Origin of the sequence: Desertihabitans brevis (genome assembly GCF_003327535.1) — a bacterium.
Lineage (GTDB): Bacteria > Actinomycetota > Actinomycetes > Propionibacteriales > Propionibacteriaceae > Desertihabitans > Desertihabitans brevis.
The window spans coordinates 120131-140479 of the sequence record NZ_QOUI01000010.1; the positions used below are offsets into that span (position 1 = coordinate 120131).

A 20349-nucleotide genomic window follows, 5' to 3' on the forward strand; every position below is an offset into this window, starting at 1 on the left:
GTCAGACCAGCCCGTGGGCGTGCACGGCCTCGGCCACCCGCAGGAACCCGGCGACGTTCGCCCCGAGCACCAGGTCGCCCGGGCGCCCGTACTCCTCCGAGGTGGCCTGGCAGCGTTCGTGGATGGCCCGCATGATCTCCTCGACCCGCGCCTCGGTGTGCTCGAAGGTCCACCGGTCGCGGGAGGCGTTCTGCTGCATCTCCAGGGCTGAGGTCGCGACCCCGCCGGCGTTGGCGGCCTTGCCCGGGCCGAACCCGACCCCGGCCTCCCGCAGCACCCGCAGCGCACCCGGGGTGGTCGGCATGTTCGCGCCCTCCACCACGACCCGGCAGCCGTTGCGCACCAGCGTCGTCGCCGCCTCCTCGGGCAGCTCGTTCTGGCTGGCCGAGGGGATCGCCACCTCGCAGGGGACGTCCCACACGCAGCCCCCGGCCACGTAGCGGGCCGAGGGCACCCGCTCGGCGTACTCGCTGATCCGGGCCCGCTCCACCTCCTTGACCTGCTTGAGCACCTCGAGGTCGATGCCGCGCTCGTCGACCACGTAGCCGCCGGAGTCCGAGACCGTCAGCACCCGGCCGCCCAGCTGCTGCACCTTCTCCACCGCGTAGACCGCGACGTTGCCCGACCCCGAGACGCTGACCGTCCGGCCGTCCAGGGAGCTGCCTCGGGCGCGCAGCATCTCGGCGGCGAAGTAGGCCGCGCCGTAGCCGGTGGCCTCGGTGCGCACCTGCGCCCCGCCGTAGGACAGCCCCTTGCCGGTGAGCACCCCCGCCTCGAAGCGGTTGGTGATGCGCTTGTACTGGCCGAAGAGGAAGCCGATCTCCCGCCCGCCGACGCCGACGTCGCCGGCCGGGACGTCGGTGTGCTCGCCGAGGTGGCGGTACAGCTCGGTCATGAAGGACTGGCAGAAGCGCATCACCTCCGCGTCGCTGCGGCCCTTGGGGTCGAAGTCGGCGCCGCCCTTGCCGCCGCCGATCGGCATCCCGGTCAGGGCGTTCTTGAAGATCTGCTCGAAGCCGAGGAACTTCACCACGCCGAGGTTGACCGAGGGGTGGAAACGCAACCCGCCCTTGTAGGGGCCCAGGGCGCTGCTGAACTCGACGCGGAACCCGCGGTTGATGTGCACCTCGCCCCGGTCGTCCTGCCACGGCACCCGGAAGATCAGCTGCCGCTCGGGTTCGCAGATCCGCTCGACGGTCTTGCGGGCCGTGTACTCGGGGTGACGGTCCAGCACGACCGTGAGGGAGTCCAGCACCTCCCGCACCGCCTGGTGGAACTCGGGTTGGGCGGGGTTGCGCCCCACCACGTCGTCGTAGATCTGCTCGACCCGGTCGCGGATCTCTGCCTTCACTCGTGCTCCCTCGCTCACCGCCGACTGAGGGCACCACGCTAGTGCCCCGGCCGGGACGGGCTCAGCCGGAGTCGGAGGTCCCGGGCAGCGGCGTCACCCGGAACACCAGCGGACGCCACGGGCGGTAGGGCTCGCGGACCTCCAGGTTCTCGAAGGCCACCCCGCCCGGGATGGGGGCCGAGCTGGCCCAGTAGGTGACCCGACCGTTGACCTGCGCCCGCAGCCGCGGGTGCGGGTCGGGCACCACCCAGGCCTGCTCGGCCCGCTCGCCCTGCCAGTGCCAGTGCGGCAGCACCGACGGCTCGTAGTCCGCACCGGCCGGGTCGTCCTCGTCGCCCCGGGCGGCGACCACCGCGGTCCCGTCGGGCTCGCGCGGCAGCGCGCCCAGCCCGAAGGAGGCCCGCAGGGTGAACCGGTCGCCGCGGTGCCATGGCCACAGCTGCCGCGCGTGCACCTCGCGCCCGGCCAGCCGCAGGGTGCGCAGCCGGGCGTAGTTGCCCATGGTGGCGGTGAGCACGCAGCTGCGCAGCGGCCGCGAGGTGGCGGTGGCGGCGGCGGCCAGCTCGACCTCGTGCGGCCGGTCGGCCCGGAACCGGACGCGCAGGTCGACCTCGGCCCCGCTGGCGAACCGCTCGCAGCGCACCAGCACGGTCAGCACCTCGACCCCGTCGACCACGGCCAGCCGGCCCGGGTCGGGGAGGCGGCCGTCCCCGGTCCACATCGTGAGCCCTGGCTCGTCGTCCAGCCGGCTGCGCTCGAGCTCGGAGAAGCCGCGCCGCAGCCCCCGGCGGGTGACCGGCTCGACCGCGACGTAGTTGACCATCCGCTCCGGCCGGTGCCCGAGGTAGGGGGTGTAGACGCGGAGCAGGCCCCGCGGGCCGGGCAGCGGGGACAGCCCCACCGTGAGCCCGTCGCGGTGGCCCCAGCGCGGAGGGTCGGCGGGTCCGGGACGGAGCCAGTCGGCCTCGGTGCGCACGGGGCGAGGCTAGTGCTCCCGGTGTGCGCCGGACTGTCCTCCCCGCCTCCTAGAGTGAGCGGGTGATTTCGCACGAGGTGCCCGCACGACGGGTGATGTTCGTCCACGCCCATCCCGACGACGAGTCCAGCCAGACCTCGGCCACCATGGCCCGCTACGCCGCCGAGGGCGCCCAGGTCACCCTGGTCACCTGCACCCTCGGCGAGCGCGGCGAGATCGTGTCCGACGAGCTGTCCCACCTCAGCCCGGGGGAGGAGCTGGGCCGGCACCGGGTGGGTGAGCTGGCCGAGGCGATGGCCGTCCTCGGCGTCACCGACTTCGTCCGCCTCGGCGGCGACGGCGCCTACCACGACTCCGGGATGGTCGACGGCGAGGACGGGATGGCCACCGTCGGCGCCGAGCTCGACCCGCGCGCGTTCTGGCTGGCCGACCTGCGCGAGGCCGCCGAGCACCTGGTCGCGCTGATCCGCGACCGGCGTCCGCAGGTGCTCGTCACCTACGACCAGATCGGCGGCTACGGCCACCCCGACCACGTGCAGGCCCACCGGGTGGCCACCTACGCCGTCGCGCTGGCCGGGGTGCCCAGCTTCCGCCGCGACCTGGGCGAGGCGTGGGCGGTGCCCCGGGTGCTCTGGTCGGCGATGTCGGCCTCGGCGATGAAGCGGGCTGTCGAGCGGGTGCGGGAGAGCGGCGGCGACCTGGGCGACCTCGGCGCCTTCGACCTCGACAACCCCCCGCCCATGCTGATCCCCGACGAGGACCTCGCGGTCCGCGTCGACGGCACCCCCTGGGCGGAGCAGAAGGCGGCCGCGCTGGCGGCCCACCGCAGCCAGGTCAGCCTGGAGGACCCGTTCTGGCGGATCTTCACCACCGGCACCGGCTGGGCCGACGAGTACTACCGGCTGGCCCAGGGCGTCCCGTTCCCGGACGGGGTGACCGGCGACGGGCTGGCCGACGACCTGTTCGCCGGCCTGCGGTGACCGCCTCCCCGGACGGCGCAGGAGGAGGCGTCGACGGCAGCGAGCTGCGCGCCGCGATGAGCCACTTCGCCTCCGGGGTCACCGTGGTCACCTGCCTGCGCGCCGACGGCTCACCGCAGGGGATGACCTGCAGCGCCTTCACCTCGATCTCGCTCGACCCGCCGCTGGTGATGGTCAGCATCCGCCGGGACGGGCGTCTGCACCCGGTCCTGCTGGCGGCCGGCAGCTGGGCGGTCTCGGTGCTCGCCGCCGACCAGGCCGAGCTCGGTCGCCGGTTCGCGCGGTCCACCCGCGACCGCGCCCAGCAGTTCGAGGGCGTGCCCACCAGCCCCGCCCCCTCCGGCGGGGCGCCCGTCCTCGACGGCGCGCTGACCTGGCTGGAGTGCCGCACCGAGCACGTCACCCCGGCCGGGGACCACTCGCTGGTGCTCGGCCGGGTGCTGGCCACCGCCGGCACCGAGACCGACGCGCCCGCCCTCGTCTACCACCGCCGCCGCTTCCTCGACCTGACCGGCGCGACGGACCCGGGCCGCGGAACCCGGGCCGACGGAGGGCGTGACGTACCATCGACCAGTCCACGTCCGGGCGCGCCGAGGCACGCCACCGACCCACGAGGCTCATCGCATTGACCAGCACCGACTCGTCCCGGCCCCGACGCAACCGCGCCCTCGTCCCCGTGGTGGCGGTCGCCACGGTGCTGCTCGTCCTCGGCGGCATCTACGTCGCGGGGTACCTGCTCGCCGGCGACCGGGTCCCGCGCAACGCCACCGTGGCGGGGGTCGCGATCGGTGGGATGGCCCGGGCCGAGGCGGTCAGCACCCTGCAACGTGAGCTCGCCGACGAGGCGGGTGCACCGCTCACGGTGTCGGCCGACGGGGCCACCCGCGAGATCGTCCCGGCCGAGGCGGGTCTGGCGCTGGACGCCGAGGCCTCGGTCGAGGCGGCCGGGGCCGGCCGCTCGTGGAACCCGCTGCACATCTGGCAGGTGCTCACCGGCGGCGGTGCCCAGCGCCCGCTGGCCACCGTCGACGAGGAGGCGCTCGCCCAGGCGGTGGACGCCTACGCCGAGGCCGTGGAGGGCGAGCCGAAGAACGCCACCCTCGGCTACGACGGGACGGCCGTGGAGGTCGGCGAGGGCAGCTCGGGGATCACCATCGACCGGGAGGCCACCGCCACCGCGCTGAGCCAGACCTATCTCCGGGGCACCACCGTCGCGGCCGCCGCCACGGTGACGCCGCCGGAGGTCACCACCGAGGAGGCCGAGCAGGTGGCCGAGGAGGTGGCCGAGCCGGCGGTCAGCGACGACGTCACGGTCCGGGCCGGTGACGCCGGCGAGTTCGAGGTCAGCCCCGAGGCCATCGCCGGTGCCACCACCTTCGAGATCGCCGACGGCACCTACGTCGCCCGCTACGACGCGGGGAAGCTCCGCGAGGGCAGCGAGGAGGCGATCGACGAGCTCGACATCACCGAGCCCCGGGATGCTTACTGGACGCTGCGCGGCGGACGGCCCCAGCTCGTCGAGGCCGTCGACGGCACCACCGTCGACGCCGAGAAGCTGCTCGCCGCGGTCGAGCCGGTGCTCACCCGCCAGGGCGAGGACCGCACCGCCACCGTCGAGCTGACCCCCGACAAGGCCGACTTCACCACCGAGGAGGCGAAGAAGGCGCAGGTCACCGAGGTGGTCGGCCAGTTCACGACCAGCTACGACCACGCCGACTACCGCAACATCAACCTGGGCGAGGTGGCCGAGCGGGTCGACAACCACTGGCTCGCTCCCGGCGAGACCTTCTCGATGAACGACGTGGTGGGGGAGCGGACCGCGGCCAACGGCTTCGTGGACGGCTACGTCATCCAGGGCGGGGTGCTGAAGAAGGAGTCCGGCGGCGGGGTCTCCCAGGCGGCCACCACCCTGTTCAACGCCGCCTTCTTCGCCGGTCTGGAGGACGTCGAGCACCACCCGCACACCCTCTACTTCGACCGCTACCCGGCCGGGCGCGAGGCCACCGTCTACTACGGCTCGCTCGACCTGCAGTTCAAGAACAACACCCCCTACGGCGTCATCATCGAGGCCGACCGCAAGAAGAGCGCACCGGGCAGCAGGGGCTCGCTGACGGTCAAGATCTGGTCGACCAGGGTCTGGGACGAGGTGCGCAGCCCCGACGCGGAGAAGACCAACTTCACCAGCGGGCGCGAGCTGACCAAGAGCGGGCCGAGCTGCGAGTACCAGGCCCCGATCCAGGGCTTCGACGCCACCTACTACCGCGCCTTCATCAAGGACGGCAAGGAGGTCAAGCGGGAGAACTACTTCTGGCGCTACAGCCCCGGCGACGAGATCAAGTGCGAGTGACAGCAGGTGACCCTTCGCTGCGAGGCGGAGGGGGAGCCGACATACTGGACCAGGTCTCCCGCCCGTGGGCGAGGACGGCCGTGAGCACGCGCAGCTAAGGAGAACGAACGTGACGTACGTCATCGCGCAGCCCTGTGTGGACCTCAAGGACCGGGCCTGCGTGGAGGAGTGTCCCGTGGACTGCATCTACGAGGGCAACCGGATGCTGTACATCCACCCCGAGGAGTGCGTCGACTGCGGCGCCTGCGAGCCGGTCTGCCCGGTCGAGGCCATCTTCTACGAGGACGACGTCCCCGAGGAGTGGCAGGAGTACTACGACGCCAACGTCAAGTTCTTCGACGGTCTCGGCATGCCCGGCGGTGCGGCCAAGATGGGTCCGATCGACAAGGACCACGAGCTGATCAAGGCCCTCCCGCCGCAGGAGCACGATGAGTGACGCGCGCGCGGAGCGCGACGAGTGACCGAAGGATCGGCAGGGACGGGCCACCTGGCCCCGGGCCTGTCGCAGGGCCCCGGGCCGGCGGACGCGTGAACCGCGCGCTGCCCGACTTCCCCTGGGACACCCTGGCGGAGGCCGCCCAGCGCGCCCGGGCCCACCCGGACGGGCTGGTCGACCTCTCCGTCGGCACCCCGGTCGACCCGACGCCGGAGCTCGCCCAGCGGGCGCTGGCCGCGGCCGCCGACGCCCCGGGCTACCCGCAGACCGCGGGCACCCCGGAGCTGCGGCGGGCGATGGCCTCCTGGCTGAGCCGCCGCTGGGGTGCGCGCGACCTGGCCCCGGAGGCCTGCCTGCCGGTGCTCGGCACCAAGGAGCTGGTCGGCTGGTTGCCCACCCTGCTCGGCCTGGGCCCCGCGGACGTCGTCGTCTTCCCCCGGGCCGCCTACCCGACCTACCGGGTGGGTGCGCTGATGGCCGGGGCGCGGGCGGTGGCGGCCGACCACCCCGACGAGCTCGACCCGGGGGTCGGACCGGTCCGGCTGGTCTGGGTGAACTCCCCGTCCAACCCCACCGGTGAGGTGCTCGACGCCGAGCGGCTCGGGGCCTGGGTGCGCTGGTGCCGCGAGCACGGTGCGGTGCTGGCCTCCGACGAGTGCTACGGGGAGCTGGGCTGGGAGGCCGAGCCGGTCTCGGTGCTGCACCCGTCGGTGTGCGGCGCCTCCTCCGAGGGCCTGCTGGCGCTGCACTCGCTGTCCAAGCGCTCCAACCTGGCCGGCTACCGGGCTGGGTTCGTGGCCGGTGACGCCGCCCTGGTCGGCGCGCTGCTGGCCGTCCGCAAGCACCTCGGCATGATCATGCCCGCCCCGGTGCAGGCGGCGATGACCGCGCTGCTGGACGACGACGAGGAGATCGCGGCCCAGCGCGAGCGCTACCGGCGCCGCCGCGCCCTGCTGCGCCCCGCGCTGGAGGCGGCCGGCTACCGGTTGGACCACTCCACCGCCGGGCTCTACCTGTGGGCCACCCGCGGCGAGGACGCCCGTGCCACGGTGGACCGGCTCGCCGACCTCGGCATCCTCGTCGCCCCTGGCGACTTCTACGGCGAGCCCGAGGTGACCGGCCAGCACGTCCGGATCGCCCTCACCGCCACCGACGAGCGGGTGGCCGCGGCAGCCGAGCGGCTCGGGGCCTGAACCCCCCCGGCGTCAGCCGGTGGGTGAGGGCAGCGGCGTCCCACCCGAGGAGGGGGGTGCGGACGGGGCCGCACTCGGGGTGGGCAGCACCGCCTCGCTGTCCACCCGGCAGTCCCCCAGGTCCCGGGCGAGCCGGGGCTGGATCGGCTGCAACCTGCGGACCATGTCGTCGAGCTGCTGGAGGTCGACGTCCACCACGGCCTCGTCCACGCCCTGCAGGACGTTGTAGACGTCCTGCGCCTCGTTGATCACCCGCAGGCACGCGGCGTTGACCTCCGCCCGGGCCACCACGGGGACCCCACCGGTGGGAGCCGGTGCCGGCTCCTCCGGCGTCGCCCCGCTCCCGGCGGTCCCGCCGAAGTCGGGGGTGGTGGTGTTCAGCAGGCCGACGGCCAGGACACCGACCACCACGCCGGCGACGAACAGCACCAGGCCGAGCCACCAGCGTGGCCGGTCGGGCGCGCTGGTCGCGTCGGCGTCGGCGTCGTCGGCAGCCGGCGGATCCTGCGGACTCGTCATCGGTTCCTCCTGGGTGCACTGCTGCCGACTCTGCCTCACCGAGATGGTAGGACTGCACCCACAGGGCACGGAGCCCCTGGGTGAAGGGGGTCGGTCGTGCGGGCAGCTCGCATCCTGACCTCCGCGGTGGCCGGGCTGGGCCGGCGGTACCGGTTCGCGGTGACGAGCGGACGATGGGTGGTGCTGGCCCTGTGGCTGGCCGCCGCCACCGTGGCGGTGGTGGTGCCGTCCCCTCCCTCCGGTCCCGGCAGCGGGTTCGGTGACCTGCTCCCCGACGACAGCGCGGTGGTCCGGGTGGAGGAACGCGTCCTGGAGCAGTTCGACGTCCCGGTGCTGTCCGGCACCACCGTGGTGGTGCACCAGCCGGGCGGCCTCAGCCTGCTCACCCAGGCGGACTCCCTGCTGTGGGCGCTCAGCACCACGCAGCAGGTCCTGGAGGCACCGGGGGAGCCGAGGACCGGGCAGCTCCTCGCCGCGATCCCCGTGCCCACGGGACGGTCGGACACCACCGTCACCTACCTCTTCTTCAGCGAGGGGACCGGGCTGTCCCAGTCCACGCGGCTGGCCGCGCGGTACGCGGCGCACTTCGACAACCAGGCCGAGGTCCAGACCCACGTCACCGGCTTCGTGCCGGCCCAGGTCGCGCAGAACGACTACCTGCAGGCCAGGCTGCCGCTGTTCGAGCTGGCGAGCGTGCTGCTCATCGTGCTGGTCGTGGCGGGCGTGTTCCGCTCGCTGCTGGCTCCGCTGGTGGTGCTCGGGGTCGCGGGCGTGGGCTACCTGGTGTACTTCCTGCTGCTCGACCGGGTGTCGGAGACCCTCGGCGTGGCCGTCCCCAGCCAGCTGGAACCGGTGATGGTGGCGCTGCTGCTGGGGGTGGTGACCGACTACTGCGTCCTCTTCTTCGCCTCGCTCCGCCACGAGCTGGCCGACGAGGAGGACTCCGTCACGGCGGTGCGGCGGGTGCTGCAGCACGACGGACCGGTGGTCGCCATGGCGGGGCTCACCGTGGCCGGGGGCACCCTGGCCCTGCTGGTGGCGCCGTTCGCCATCTTCCGCGGCCTCGGCCCGGCCCTCGGCCTGACCGTGCTGGTGGGTCTCGCGGTCAGCCTCACCCTGACACCGGCGCTGATGACGCTGCTCGGCTGGCGGCTGTTCACGGTGCTGCCGGTGCGGAGCTCCCGGCGGGCGGTCCTGGACCGTCGTGGGGGCGGTGGCGGGGGTGACCACCGTCGGGCGACCGCGCTGGTCACCGTCCTCACCCGCCGTGGGCCCGCCGTCGGGGCGGTGCTGGCGGTGGTCGGGCTGCTCGCCCTGGCCAGCCTGCCCGCGACGCAGGCGAGGCTGGACCTGTCGTTCACCGCGAGCCTGCCCGAGGACGACGGCGTGGTCGAGGGGGCCGAGCTGCTCGGCCAGGTGGGGCTGCGGGGGCTGTCGGCTCCCACCGAGGTCCTCATCGAGCAGTCGGACGTGGTGGCTGCGCGGCCCGAGCTCGGCCGGCTGCAGGACCTGCTCGGCCAGCAGCGCGGGGTGGTCGCGGTCCTCGGCCCCGGCGACTCACCGTTGGACGAGGGCCGCGGCGTGGTGCTCGCCGCCAGCGGTGACGCCGCCCGCTACCTGGTGGTCTTCGACAACGACCCGCTGGGTGCGACGGCCATCGCGGACGCCCGGGCGCTCGAGCAGCGGCTGCCGGCACTGGTCGAGCAGGCCGGTCTGACCGGGGCCGCCGCGATGACCGGTCAGACCCTGATCGCCTCCGAGTTCGTCTCGCTCACCCGGACGAGCCTGGGGCTGACCGTGGTCGCGGCGCTGCTGGTCGAGCTGCTGCTGCTGGGCCTGTACCTGCGCTCGGTGGTGGCTCCGGTCGTGCTGCTGGCCGCCAGCCTGCTGGCCGTGACCGCCGCGCTGGGGGTGACCACGTGGCTGTTCCAGGAGGCCCTCGGTGCCCAGGGACTGACGTTCTACGCCCCGTTCGCCGTCATCGTGCTGCTGATCGCCCTCGGGGCGGACTACATCGTGTTCTCCGTGGGTGGCATCTGGCGGGAGGCCCGCCGCAGACCGCTGGCCGAGGCGCTCCGGGTGGCCGTCCCCCGCTCCTCCGCCGCGATCACGACGGCCGGGGGCATCCTCGCCGGCACCTTCGTCCTGGTGGCGATCATCCCGCTGTCGACCTTCCGCCAGATCGCCGTGGCGATGGCGGTCGGCCTGCTGCTGGACACCTTTGTGATCCGTCCGGTGCTGACCCCCGCCGTCCTCACCCTGCTCGGACGGGCCGCCGGGTGGCCGAGCCGGCGGATCACCGTCGACGCCGTGGCCGCCGCGGACGAGGTCGCCGAGGACCGTCGTGGCTGAGCGTCTGGCGCGGGGGAGCGCGCACCACCGGCGCCGTCGGGCGGTGCCGCGGCTCGCCACCGTCCTGCAGGTGGTGGCGAGCCTGCTGGGTCTGGGCGCGCTGCTCTGGGGCGCGGACGCGGCGGTCCGGGTCGGCGCGGAGAGCCTGCTGGCCCGCAACCTCCAGGCCTCGACCGGCGTCTCGGACCGCCCGGAGGTGGAGCTGCACGGCACCTTCGTCCTCCCGCAGGTGATCCGTGGCTCCTACGGTTCGGTCGACGTGTCCATGCAGGGGATCGTCACCGGGCCGTTGCGGGTCGAACGGGTCGACGCGCAACTGGAGGACGTCCGGATCCCCTTCCACGACGTGCTGGTCCGCGACCTGCGCGAGGTGGGCGTCGGTCGGGCGAGCAGCGTCGTCACACTGACCTACGGCGACCTCAGCTCCTACCTGCGCGAGACCGGGCGACCGCTGACCCTGTCCGCCGCCGACGACGACACCGTGCGGGTCAGCGGCACGGTCGACCTGCTCGACCAGCGGGTGGACGCCGCCGCCGTGGTGGCCCTGTCCGCGGGCCGGGACGGCGTGCGGGTGACACCCACGCAGGTCGAGGGCATCGGCGCGCTCGACCCGCTGGACCGGCTCCTGCTCGGGCAACGACTCACCTTCACCGTCCCCCTCGACACGCTCCCCTTCGGGTTGCAGGTGACCGAGGTCGCCCCCGACGCCACCCACGTGGTGGTGCGGGTCCAGGGTTCGCGGCTGGTGGTGGACCCCTGAACGGCGACACCCGGGCCCCGATCCGTTACCCCGGGTCGGCCGCCACGTCGGGCAGCAGCCCCTCCACCCCGTAGAGGTGCACCTCCATCCAGCTACGCGCCCGGCGGGGGGAGTGGTCGACGCAGGCGGCCAGGATGGCCTCGTGCTCGCGGTGCGTGTCGTGCAGCCGCGGGGAGTTGAACAGCGCCTGCCACCGGGTGGCCAGGGTGGGCGCCGACATGGCGTCGATGAGGGCCGCCAGCACCGGGTTCTCGGCCGCCTCGGCGATCAGCCGGTGCAGCTCCAGGTCGGCCTGCATCGCCCGCTCGTGGTCGACCTGGTCGGCGAAGATCGCCGCGTGCGCGTCGTCGAGGATGGCCCGTCCGCGTGCGGCGTGCTCGGCGGTGAAGCGCACCGCCGCGCGCTGCACCGACTCCACCTCCAGCGCCCGCCGGACGCTGTGGGCGTGCTCGGCCTCGTCCCCGGCCTGCAGCCGCACCCAGAACCCCAGCCCGCCGAGCAGCCGGTCCGGCGCCAGGCTGGTGACGTAGGTGCCCGCCCCCTGCCGGGTCTGCAGCACCCCCAGCGCCGACAGCGCCCGGACCGCCTCGCGCAGCGACCCGCGCGAGACCTGCAGCTCCTCGGCCAGGTCCTTCTCCACCGGCAGCCGGTCGCCCGGCCGCAGCCGGCCCGAGGCGATCATCTCCTGCACCGCGTGCAGGACCACGTCGGTCTGGGAACGCTGGTCACTCATGGGAGCCAGTGTGGTGGATTCATCCGATCTTTACTAGAGTCCGAGCGGCGGGTCGCCCAGACCACCGCACGCCGAGCACGAGGAGCACCATGTCGACGATCACGGAGATCGAAGTCCACGACCTGAGGTTCCCCACCTCGCTGGACGCCGCGGGCTCGGACGCGATGAACGTCGACGCCGACTACTCCGCGGCCTACCTCCGCATCGTCACCGACGGGCCCCTGTACGGATGCGGCTTCACCTTCACCATCGGCCGCGGCAACGAGGTGGTGTGCGCCGCGATCCGCGCCTGGGCCGACCGGCTGGTGGGCCGGGACGCCGGCACGCTCGACCCGACCGCGCTCTACCGCGAGCTCAAGACCGACTCCCAGCTGCGCTGGCTCGGCCCGGAGAAGGGCGCGGTGCACCTGGCGATGGCGGCGGTGATGAACGCGGTGTGGGACCTCGCGGCGCGCCGGGCCGGCGTCCCGCTGTGGCGGCTGCTGGCGCAGATGACGCCCGAGGATCTGGTCGAGGTGGCCGACCTGCAGTACCTGAGCGACGTCCTCACCGCCGAGGAGGCGCTGGAGCTGCTGCGCCGCCAGGAGCCGACCCGTCAGGAGAGGATCGCCGAGCTGGAGCGCACCGGCTACCCCTGCTACACCACCTCCGCGGGCTGGCTCGGCTACTCCGAGGAGAAGCTGCGCCGGCTGGCCCAGGAGGCCGTCGACCAGGGCTACACCCACATCAAGCTCAAGGTCGGCCGCGACCTGGCCGAGGACAAGCGCCGGCTGGCCATCGCACGGGAGGTGCTCGGACCCCAGGGTCACCTGATGATCGACGCCAACCAGGTGTGGGACGTGGGCCAGGCGGTCGAGTGGGTGCGGGCGCTGGCGGAGTTCGACCTGCACTGGATCGAGGAGCCCACCAGCCCCGACGACGTGCTCGGCCACGCCGCCATCCGGCGGCAGGTGGCGCCGGTCGGGGTCGCCACCGGAGAGCACGGCATGAACCGGGTGCTGTTCAAGCAGCTGCTGCAGGCCGAGGCGATCGACTTCTGCCAGATCGACGCCTGCCGGCTGGCCAGCGTCAACGAGATCGTCGCGGTGCTGCTGATGGCGGCGAAGTTCGGCGTGCCGGTCTGCCCGCACGCCGGCGGGGTCGGCCTGTGCGAGCTGGTGCAGCACCTGTCGATCGTCGACTACGTGGCCGTCTCGGGTGATCTGACCGGCCGGGTTACCGAGTTCGTCGACCACCTGCACGAGCACTTCGTCGACCCGTGCGTGGTGCGCGACGGCGCCTACGTGCTGCCGAGCCAGCCGGGCTACTCGGCCGAGATCCGGGCCGAGACCCTGGCCAGCCACTCCTTCCCCGACGGCAGCTACTGGCGCGAGCGGGCCGCCGCGGAGGCGCGGTGAGCGGCGTGGGCGAGCCGGTCACCGACACCCACCTGCACCTGTGGGACGTCGACCGGCTCGACTACCCGTGGCTGTCCGGTGCCACCGCGGCGGGCACCGGACGGCGCCTCGACCGCACCCACGACGTCGCCGAGGCTGCCCGGGAGGTGCCGGCCACCCGGTCGGTGATGGTGCAGGCCGACTGCCGCGACGAGCAGGCCCTGGATGAGGTCGTCTGGGTGAGCGAGCAGGCCGGGGCCGGACGCGCGCTCGGGGTCGACCTGGTCGGGGTGGTCGCCTTCGCCCCGGTCGAGCAGCCCGGGCTGGCCCGTCACCTCGACGCGCTGGCCGAGCAGCCCCTGGTGGTCGGCATCCGGCGGCTGCTGCAGGGCCAGCCGGCCGCGCTGCTCGCCTCCGACGAGCTGGTCGCCGGGCTGCGGCTGCTGGGGGAGCGCGGGTTGACCTTCGACGTCTGCGTCACCGCCGACCAGCTGGACGCGGGCGCCGACCTCGTGGCCCGGGTGCCCGGCACCCGCTGCGTGCTGGACCACCTCGGCAAGCCGCCGCTGGCCGAGCCCGCCCGCCGGGACGCCTGGCGTGCTGCGCTCGCCCGGCTCGCCGCGCAGCCGCAGGTGGTGTGCAAGCTCTCGGGGCTGGCCGCCGAGGCGGCCCCCGGCGTGCCGCTGGCCGAGCAGGCGCCCTGGTACCTGCAGCAGGCGCTCGAGCTGTTCGGCCCCGACCGCTGCGTGGTGGGCTCGGACTGGCCGGTCTCGGCGTCGACCGGCTGGACGGAGTGGCTCGAGCTGGTCGACGACGCGCTGGCGGGTACGTCGCCGCAGGAGAGGACCGCGGTGCTAACCGGCACCGCGGCACGCATCTACCGGTGGGAGCGCTGATGGAGATCACGACACGACTGCAGTCGCGGGGGATCGAGCTGAGCCGGATCGGGCTGGGCACGGCCCCGTTCGGCAACCTCTACCGCGAGGTCGGCGACGACGGTGCCGCCGAGGCGGTCGTCACCGCCTTCGAGGGCGGCATCCGCTACTTCGACACCGCCCCGCACTACGGGCTCGGGCTGTCCGAGCGCCGGCTGGGCCGCGCGCTGCAGCAGCTGCCGCGGGACGAGGTCGTCGTCTCCACCAAGGTCGGACGGCTGCTGCGGCCCAACCCCGACGCCCGCGGACGCGACAGCGACCTGTTCGAGGTGCCCGACGACCTGGTCCGGGTCTGGGACTTCAGCGCCGCCGGCGTGCGCCGCAGCGTGGAGGAGTCGCTGGAGCGGATGGGCCTGGACCGGATCGACATCGTCTACCTGCACGACTGCGACGACCACCTCGAGCAGGCGCTGACCGAGGGCGGGCCCGAGCTGTCCCGGATGCGCGACGAGGGCCTGATCCGGGCCTGGGGCGCCGGCATGAACCAGGCCCCGGCGCTGGCCCGGATCGCCCGGGAGACCGACGCCGACGTGATGATGATGGCCGGCCGGCACACCCTGCTGCGCCAGGAGGGCGACGAGCTGTTCGCCGCCTGCGACGAGACCGGGGTCGCCGTCGTCGCGGTCGGGGTGTTCAACTCCGGCGTGCTGGCCGTGGAGGAGCCCGGCGCGGACACCCACTTCGACTACGCCCCGGTGACGCCGGACGTCCTCGAGCGGGCCCGCGCGATCGCGGCGGTCTGCCGTGAGCACGGGACCACGCTGCCGGCGGCCGCGATCGCCTTCCCGCTCCGCGAGCACTGGGTGACCGCGGTGGCGCTGGGGGTGGAGGACGCCGGGCAGGTGCGGGAGAACCTCGCGCTCGCCGCGCAGGACGTCCCGGAGGCGCTGTTCGAGGAGCTGAACGAGCGGGGGCTGGTGGGCGGCTCCCGCTGGACGATGAGCTGGGACGACGAGACCGAGGGAGAGGCACAGGCATGAGGATGATGAGGGTCGGCGAGCGGGGCCGGGAGCGTCCCGTCGTCGAGGTCGACGGGCAGCACTACGACGCCAGCGGGGCGGTGGCCGACTACGGCCTCGACTTCTGGGCCGACGGCCCGGCCCGGCTGGCCGAGGCGGCCCGCGCCGGCACCCTGCCCGCCACCAGCGTCGAGGGCGAACGGGTCGGGGCGGCGCTGCCCCGCGGCGGCGCCCTGATCTGCATCGGCATGAACTACGCCGCGCATGCCGCCGAGAGCGGCTCCGCGCCGCCGGAGCGTCCGATCATCTTCCTCAAGAGCCCCGCCACCCTGGCCGGACCCGACGACGAGGTGACCATCCCGCGCGGCTCCACCAAGACCGACTGGGAGGTCGAGCTCGGCGTGGTCATCGGGCGCGAGGCGACGAACCTGGGCCCCCAGGACGACGCGCTGGCGCACGTGGCCGGCTACGTGCTGGCCAACGACCTCTCCGAGCGCACCTTCCAGATCGAGGAGAGCGGCGGGCAGTGGAGCAAGGGCAAGTGCTGCCGCGGGTTCCTCCCGCTCGGGCCCTGGGTGGCCACCGCCGACGAGGTCGACCCGACCGGGCTGCGGCTGCGCAGCTGGGTCAACGGCGAGCCGCGGCAGGACTCCAGCACCGCCGACATGGTCTTCTCCGTCGCCGACCTGGTCCGTGACCTGAGCCGGTACATGACGCTGGAGCCGGGCGACCTCATCCTCACCGGCACCCCGGAGGGGGTCGCGCTGTCGGGGCGGTTCCCCTACCTGGCCCCGGGTGACGTGGTGGAGCTGGAGATCGACGGTCTCGGACGCCAGCGCCAGAGCTACCGGAGCGGGGAGTGAGCGTGGCAGCCGAGTTCGAGGGTCTGGTCGCCGTCGTCACCGGCGGCGCGTCCGGGATCGGGGCGCGCACGGCGGAGGTGCTCGCCGAGCGCGGGGCCACCGTCGCCGTGCTCGACCTGCAGCCGTCGGAGCGGTTCGCCTCGCACCGCGTCGACGTCACCGACACGGCGTCGGTGGAGGCGGCGGTGGCGGCGGTGGTCGCCGAGCACGGACGGCTGGACGTCGTCGTCAACAACGCCGGCATCGGCGCCCAGGGTGACATCACCGGCAACGACGACGCCGAGTGGCACCGGGTGCTCGACGTCAACGTCGTCGGCATGGTCCGGGTGGCCCGGGCGGCGCTGCCGCACCTGCGCCGCTCGCCGTCGGCGGCGATCGTCAACACCTCCTCGATCGCGGCGACCGCCGGGCTGCCGCAGCGGGCGCTGTACTCGGCGAGCAAGGGCGCGGTCTCCGCGCTCACCCGGGCGATGGCCGCCGACCACCTGCGGGAGGGGATCCGGGTGAACTGCGTCAACCCGGGCACCGCCGACACGCCGTGGGTGGCCCGGCTGCTGGAACGCGCCGACGACCCGGCCGCCGAGCGCGCCGCACTGGAGGCCCGCCAGCCGCACGGGCGGCTGGTCAGCGCCGACGAGGTCGCCCAGGCGATCGCCTACCTGGCCAGCCCGCTGAGCGGTTCCACCTCCGGCGTCGAGCTCGCCGTCGACGGCGGCATGCAGGGGCTGCGGCTGCGGCCGCTCTGAGCCGGCCCGGATGCGGGCTCAGCCCTCGTAGCGGGCGACGACGCTCCACCGCTCGGCCACCGGCGGGGCGGCCGCCCAGCGACGGATGCCGTCCTGGAACACCGCGAACTCGGGCAGGGTGGGCAGCGGGTTCTCGACCCCGTCGGCGAGCTCGAGCAGTGTCAGGTAGGTGATGCCGTCGGCGAGCCGGCAGGAGGTGTAGCGGATGCCGGCGAGCTCCTCGCGGCGCAGGGCGGCGAAGAAGCCACCGACGGCGGACTCGACCTCCGCCGCGTGCTCGGGGCGCACCTGGGTGCGGATCGTCATGATGATCATCGGAGGGCTCCTGTGTCGTCGTGGGTCGGTGTCACACCGGCCCTTGCTGGGGGGTCACACCATCGACCCGCGGCGACGGAGGAGTGTGACCGATGGTGGATGAGGACCTGGCCGAGCAGTTCGAGCAGCGGCGCCCCCGGCTGCACGCGTTGGCCTCCCGGCTGCTCGGCTCGACCGGCGAGGCCGACGACGCCGTCCAGGAGACCTGGCTCAGACTCCAGCGTCAGGGTGCCGGGACGATCGACAACCTCGACGGCTGGCTGACCACGGTGCTCGCCCGGGTCTGCCTCAACCTGCTGCGGGCTCGTCGCACCCGCGGGGAGCAGGAGCTCGGCCCGCTGGAGGGGGCCGAACCGGTGGACGCCGGGCCCGAGGAGCAGGCGCTGCTGGCCGACTCGGTCGGGCTGGCGCTGCTGGTGGTGCTGGACGCCCTGGGCCCGGCGGAGCGGCTCGGGTTCGTGCTGCACGACGTGTTCGCGGTGCCGTTCACCGAGATCGCGCCGGTCATCGACAAGACCCCGGCGGCCACCCGCCAGCTCGTCAGCCGGGCCCGCCGCAAGGTCCGGGGTCGGGCGCCGGTCCCCGACGCCGACGGCGCCCGCCAGCGTGCGGTGGTCGAGGCCTTCCTCGCTGCCGCCCACCACGGCGACTTCGAGCGGCTGGTCGAGCTCATGCACCCCGATGTCGTGCTGCGCTCCGAGGGCGGTCGCCGCCGCCGGAGCGCGTCGATGGTCGTCCGCGGCGCCCGGCCGGTGGCCGTCAGCACCCGGACCTACGCCGGCCTGGCTCCCAGCGCCCGCGTCGTGCTGGTCGACGCGGCCACCGGCGTGGTGGGTGTCGTCGTGGCCCCGGGCGGCGAGCCCTTCTCGGTGATGGCCTTCACCGTCGTGGACGGGAGGATCTCCGCCATCGACGTCCTCGCCGACCCGGACCACCTCGCCGCCTCCGATGCCACGGGCCGGTCCGTCAGCCGATGGTGAAGGTGATCCGGACGGTCCGGCCGAGGTCCTCCTCCGACGGCTCCCAGCCGGTGAGGGCCTCCGGGTCGTGCTGCCACACCCTGTCGCCGACGGCGACGGTGGTGACGCCGTGGCGGGCGGCCTCGGCCAGCGCGTGCGAGGCGACCGCCCACGCGGTGGCGTCGGCGTCGGTGTCGACCTCGAGCACCGCCGGGCCGTCCTCGCCCGCCTCGCGCAGGTCGGTGTCGAGGTCGCCGAGGGTCTCGGTGAGGGAGACGACCAGCGCGTCGGGGTCGGCGCCGGTCAGCGGACCGAGCGCGCAGCGCAGCCCGGCGGGGGAGTGGCCGGTGAACACGCTGGCCAGCACCCGGCCGTCGGCCTCGTGGTCGCGGTAGGCCTCGGGGTAGCCGCTGCGCTGGACGGCCTGGGCGACGTCGTTGATGTCACCGCTCTCCCAGCCGTCGACCTGCACCAGCGCGTCGTAGAAGCGTCCCGTCGCGTAGTGCGGGTCGAGGATCTCCTCGACCGTGCCCCAGCCCTGGGAGGGGCGCTGCTGGAAGAGCCCGACCGAGTCGCGGTCACCCCAGTCGAGGTTGCGGATGTCGGTCTCCTGGTAGACCGTCGCCATCGCGATCGAGGCGGCGCGCGGGGCCAGCCCGCGGCGTACCGACACCCCGGTGATGATCGCGGTGTAGTGGGCCTGGTCCGGCGTCAGCGTCACCGAGCGCTCCCCGGCGGTCGCCACGCACCGCGTCTGCGGCGGGGGTGGCTCGAGCACCCCGCGGGAGCGCACCAGCGCGTAGCCGCCGCCGGCCACGGCCAGCACCAGCGCCAGCACGACGAGGCAGCCGACGGCGGTGGCGCCCCGGCGCGGGTGGTCGTCGGTCATCTGGTCCTCGGGATCGGGGCCCACGGTCGGGCGAGCAGCCCGATTCTGCCCGAGGTGGTCAACCCGGCCCGGTCGCGCGGCGCAGGGTCAGTTGGCGTGCAGCGCCTCGTTGAGCAGGAAGGTCTTGCCGGCTCGGGGCCGGGCCTCCACCACCCCGGTCTGGGAGTTGCGCAGGAACAGCAGCCCGCTGGCCCCGGACAGCTCGCGGGCCTTGACCACCGCGCCGTCGGGCAGCAGCACCTTGGTGCCGGCGGTGAGGTAGAGGCCGGCCTCGACCACGCAGTCGTCGCCGAGCGCGATGCCCAGCCCGGACTGGGCGCCGAGCAGGCAGCGCTCGCCGATCGAGACCACCTCGGTGCCGCCGCCGGACAGGGTGCCCATGATCGAGGCGCCACCGCCGATGTCGGAGCCGTCGCCGACCACCACGCCCTGGCTGATCCGGCCCTCCACCATGGAGGAGCCGAGCGTGCCGGCGTTGAAGTTGATGAAGCCCTCGTGCATCACGGTGGTGCCGGGGGCGAGGTGGGCGCCGAGACGGGCCCGGTCGGCGTCGGCCAGCCGGACGCCGGAGGGCACCACGTAGTCGACCATCCGGGGGAACTTGTCCACCCCGAGCACCGTGACGTGGTCGTCACGGGCCCTCAGCGCCGCCCGCACCGACTCGAAGCCCTCCACCGCGCAGGGGCCGGCGGTCGTCCAGACGACGTTGGGGAGCACCGCGAACAGCCCGTCGAGGTTGACCGTGTTGGGCCGGACCAGCCGGTGGCTCAGCAGGTGCAGCCGCAGGTAGGCGTCGGCGGTGCTGGCCGGGGCGGCGTCCAGGTCGATGGCGACCTCGACCACCTCGGTGCGCACCCGGCGGGTGGCGTCGGTGGTCGGGACCAGCTCGGCCGGTGCCTCGGCAGTGCCCGTGCCGAGCACCGGCGCGGGGAACCAGACGTCCAGCACCTGCCCGTCCTCGGTCGTCGTCGCCAGTCCCCAGCCGTGCGCGGTCCGTGTCTCTGCCATGGGCGTGAGGGTAGTGGAGCGGCCTGACATCCACCGACGCCGACGACCGGTGACCGCGCTCAGCCGAGGAACGCGCGCAGGGCGTCGACCGTGGTGTGGTGGTGGGCCCGGAGCCCCACCTCCCGGGCCGCCTCGACGTTGGGCAGCGTGTCATCGACGAACCAGCAGGCCTCCAGCGGGTGCCCCACCCGCTCGGCCGCTGCGGCGAACACCCGTGGGTCCGGTTTGGCGACCCCGAGCTCGCTGCTGTTGAGGACGTGGTCCACCTCGTCGAGCAGGCCGAGGGCGGCCAGGTCGTCGCGCAGCCGGCTGGTGGCGTTGGTCAGCAGGGCGACCTCGGCCGTGCGGCGGACCTCGCGCACCACCTGGAGCACCTCGCGGTCGACCGCGCCGGCCGGCGCCGACCACTCGGCCACCGCCCCGGCCGCCCGTGGTCCGTGCTCCCGCACCAGGCGCTCGGTGACGCACCGCCGCCAGCTCGGGTCGTCGACGGCGCCGGTGACCACCCGGGCGAGCAGCTCGGGTTCGAAGGCGGCGGCGGCCAGGGCGCCGGTGGGCAGGCCGGCCCGCCGCTCCGCGCCGGCGATGATGTCGGGATCCCAGTGGCGCAGCACCCCGTCGAGGTCGAGCAGCAGGCAGCGCACGGGAAGCA

General features: G+C 74.1%; 21 protein-coding genes. 13 read left to right on the forward strand and 8 right to left on the reverse strand.

Going from position 1 to position 20349, the window contains the following annotated elements:
* Position 1: 1 nt before the first annotated feature.
* Positions 2 to 1339 carry an NADP-specific glutamate dehydrogenase gene (gdhA, locus tag DT076_RS15415; RefSeq protein WP_114127656.1) on the reverse strand — a complete coding sequence of 446 codons (1338 nt, stop codon included), beginning with the start codon at positions 1337 to 1339 and terminating at the stop codon, positions 2 to 4.
* 73 nt (positions 1340 to 1412) lie between these two features.
* Complete coding sequence (locus DT076_RS15420) at positions 1413 to 2327, reverse strand: hypothetical protein (RefSeq protein ID WP_114127584.1); 915 nt, start codon at positions 2325 to 2327, stop codon at positions 1413 to 1415.
* A 62-nt stretch (positions 2328 to 2389) separates the two neighbouring features.
* Here DT076_RS15420 and mshB point away from each other — a divergent pair, with 62 nt between their 5' ends.
* From mshB to dapC, 5 genes are all read left to right on the forward strand, one after another.
* Positions 2390 to 3307 carry an N-acetyl-1-D-myo-inositol-2-amino-2-deoxy-alpha-D-glucopyranoside deacetylase gene (mshB, locus tag DT076_RS15425; protein ID WP_233494001.1) on the forward strand — a complete coding sequence of 306 codons (918 nt, stop codon included), beginning with the start codon at positions 2390 to 2392 and terminating at the stop codon, positions 3305 to 3307.
* The gene (locus DT076_RS15430; RefSeq protein WP_199539220.1) at positions 3304 to 3936 is read left to right on the forward strand and encodes a flavin reductase family protein; all 633 of its coding nucleotides are present in this window, start codon (positions 3304 to 3306) and stop codon (positions 3934 to 3936) included. Before mshB ends, DT076_RS15430 begins: the two co-directional genes overlap by 4 nt.
* Entirely contained in the window at positions 3933 to 5654 is a 1722-nt protein-coding gene (locus DT076_RS15435) for a VanW family protein (protein ID WP_114127586.1), read from the forward strand. Before DT076_RS15430 ends, DT076_RS15435 begins: the two co-directional genes overlap by 4 nt.
* A gap of 109 nt (positions 5655 to 5763) precedes the next feature.
* A complete protein-coding gene (gene fdxA, locus DT076_RS15440) occupies positions 5764 to 6090 on the forward strand; it encodes a ferredoxin (RefSeq protein ID WP_114127587.1) in 327 nt (108 codons plus the stop codon).
* Positions 6091 to 6182: 92 nt separating this feature from the next.
* Positions 6183 to 7283: a succinyldiaminopimelate transaminase gene (dapC, locus tag DT076_RS15445; RefSeq protein WP_114127588.1), complete on the forward strand. Its 1101-nt coding sequence runs from the start codon at positions 6183 to 6185 to the stop codon at positions 7281 to 7283.
* 12 nt (positions 7284 to 7295) lie between these two features.
* On the opposite strand, the gene DT076_RS15450 is transcribed toward dapC, so the two are convergent.
* Positions 7296 to 7802, reverse strand: coding sequence for a hypothetical protein (locus DT076_RS15450; RefSeq protein ID WP_114127589.1), 507 nt, complete (start codon positions 7800 to 7802; stop codon positions 7296 to 7298).
* Positions 7803 to 7898: 96 nt separating this feature from the next.
* Between DT076_RS15450 and DT076_RS15455 the strand changes: the two genes are divergently transcribed.
* Together DT076_RS15455 and DT076_RS15460 are read left to right on the forward strand one after the other, a co-directional pair.
* The gene (locus tag DT076_RS15455; RefSeq protein WP_114127590.1) at positions 7899 to 10154 is read left to right on the forward strand and encodes an MMPL family transporter; all 2256 of its coding nucleotides are present in this window, start codon (positions 7899 to 7901) and stop codon (positions 10152 to 10154) included.
* A complete protein-coding gene (locus DT076_RS15460) occupies positions 10147 to 10914 on the forward strand; it encodes an LmeA family phospholipid-binding protein (RefSeq protein ID WP_114127591.1) in 768 nt (255 codons plus the stop codon). Before DT076_RS15455 ends, DT076_RS15460 begins: the two co-directional genes overlap by 8 nt.
* Positions 10915 to 10939: 25 nt before the next feature.
* Here DT076_RS15460 and DT076_RS15465 read toward each other — a convergent pair whose 3' ends face one another.
* Positions 10940 to 11647, reverse strand: coding sequence for a FadR/GntR family transcriptional regulator (locus DT076_RS15465; RefSeq protein WP_114127592.1), 708 nt, complete (start codon positions 11645 to 11647; stop codon positions 10940 to 10942).
* 89 nt (positions 11648 to 11736) lie between these two features.
* On the opposite strand from DT076_RS15465, the gene DT076_RS15470 reads away from it, so the two are divergent.
* Genes DT076_RS15470 through DT076_RS15490 form a run of 5 tightly spaced genes read left to right on the forward strand, consistent with a single transcriptional unit; the run spans position 11737 to position 16526 of the window.
* Entirely contained in the window at positions 11737 to 13044 is a 1308-nt protein-coding gene (locus tag DT076_RS15470) for an enolase C-terminal domain-like protein (protein WP_114127593.1), read from the forward strand.
* Positions 13041 to 13919, forward strand: a complete 879-nt coding sequence (locus tag DT076_RS15475; RefSeq protein WP_158548166.1) for an amidohydrolase family protein — start codon at positions 13041 to 13043, stop codon at positions 13917 to 13919. Before DT076_RS15470 ends, DT076_RS15475 begins: the two co-directional genes overlap by 4 nt.
* Positions 13919 to 14938 (forward strand): aldo/keto reductase, encoded by a 1020-nt coding sequence (locus DT076_RS15480; RefSeq protein WP_114127658.1) that lies wholly within the window; start codon positions 13919 to 13921, stop codon positions 14936 to 14938. Before DT076_RS15475 ends, DT076_RS15480 begins: the two co-directional genes overlap by 1 nt.
* Positions 14935 to 15780, forward strand: a complete 846-nt coding sequence (locus DT076_RS15485) for a fumarylacetoacetate hydrolase family protein (protein WP_114127595.1) — start codon at positions 14935 to 14937, stop codon at positions 15778 to 15780. The genes DT076_RS15480 and DT076_RS15485 overlap by 4 nt, the downstream gene beginning before the upstream one ends.
* A 2-nt stretch (positions 15781 to 15782) precedes the next feature.
* Positions 15783 to 16526 (forward strand): SDR family NAD(P)-dependent oxidoreductase, encoded by a 744-nt coding sequence (locus DT076_RS15490; RefSeq protein WP_114127659.1) that lies wholly within the window; start codon positions 15783 to 15785, stop codon positions 16524 to 16526.
* A gap of 18 nt (positions 16527 to 16544) precedes the next feature.
* Here DT076_RS15490 and DT076_RS15495 read toward each other — a convergent pair whose 3' ends face one another.
* Complete coding sequence (locus DT076_RS15495; protein ID WP_114127596.1) at positions 16545 to 16841, reverse strand: hypothetical protein; 297 nt, start codon at positions 16839 to 16841, stop codon at positions 16545 to 16547.
* 92 nt (positions 16842 to 16933) lie between these two features.
* On the opposite strand from DT076_RS15495, the gene DT076_RS15500 reads away from it, so the two are divergent.
* Complete coding sequence (locus DT076_RS15500) at positions 16934 to 17821, forward strand: sigma-70 family RNA polymerase sigma factor (RefSeq protein ID WP_114127597.1); 888 nt, start codon at positions 16934 to 16936, stop codon at positions 17819 to 17821.
* Here the strand turns inward: DT076_RS15500 and DT076_RS15505 are convergent.
* From DT076_RS15505 to DT076_RS15515, 3 genes are all read right to left on the reverse strand, one after another.
* Positions 17808 to 18689, reverse strand: coding sequence for a hypothetical protein (locus DT076_RS15505; RefSeq protein ID WP_114127598.1), 882 nt, complete (start codon positions 18687 to 18689; stop codon positions 17808 to 17810). The genes DT076_RS15500 and DT076_RS15505 overlap by 14 nt on opposite strands.
* Positions 18690 to 18776: 87 nt before the next feature.
* Positions 18777 to 19697, reverse strand: a complete 921-nt coding sequence (gene dapD, locus DT076_RS15510; RefSeq protein ID WP_114127599.1) for a 2,3,4,5-tetrahydropyridine-2,6-dicarboxylate N-succinyltransferase — start codon at positions 19695 to 19697, stop codon at positions 18777 to 18779.
* Positions 19698 to 19756: 59 nt separating this feature from the next.
* Positions 19757 to 20341, reverse strand: a complete 585-nt coding sequence (locus DT076_RS15515) for an HAD family hydrolase (protein ID WP_199539221.1) — start codon at positions 20339 to 20341, stop codon at positions 19757 to 19759.
* Positions 20342 to 20349: the final 8 nt, after the last annotated feature.